The sequence below is a fragment of the Hydrogenophaga sp. RWCD_12 genome (assembly GCF_046604225.1).
Classification (GTDB): Bacteria; Pseudomonadota; Gammaproteobacteria; order Burkholderiales; family Burkholderiaceae_C; genus Hydrogenophaga.
Window position 1 is genome coordinate 1 of record NZ_JBKIXC010000021.1, and the last position, 470, is coordinate 470.

At 66.0% G+C, this 470-nt stretch carries 1 protein-coding gene; it reads left to right on the plus strand.

Annotated elements, in window-relative coordinates; all coding sequences use genetic code 11:
- The coding region (locus tag ACLIJ1_RS23310) for a VCBS domain-containing protein (RefSeq protein WP_411367968.1) at positions 1 to 470 on the plus strand (470 nt) is incomplete at both ends.

Genomic DNA, 470 nt, shown 5'->3' on the forward strand with positions numbered 1-470 from the left:
GACACCTCGACGGCGACGCTGACGATCACCATCACCGGTGCGGAAGACCTGCCAGTGGCGGTGGCCGACACCGCCACGATCGGCGAAGAAACGCCGACGGTGACGGGCGGTGTGAAGACCAACGACACCAACGGTGACGGCACGCCTGCGCAGAACACGACGGCGCTGACGGGCTCGGGCACAGGCAGCTACGGCACGGTGGCACTCAACGCCGATGGCACGTACACCTACACGCTGAACAACGCCAACACCACGGTGCAGCAGCTCGCTCCAGGAGAGACGCTGCAAGAGGTCTACACCTACCGCCTGACGGACAAGGACGGAGACACCTCGACGGCGACGCTGACGATCACCATCACCGGTGCGGAAGATCTGCCGGTGGCGGTGGCCGACACCGCCACGATCGGCGAAGAAACGCCGACGGTGACGGGCGGTGTGAAGACCAACGACACCAACGGTGACGGCACGCC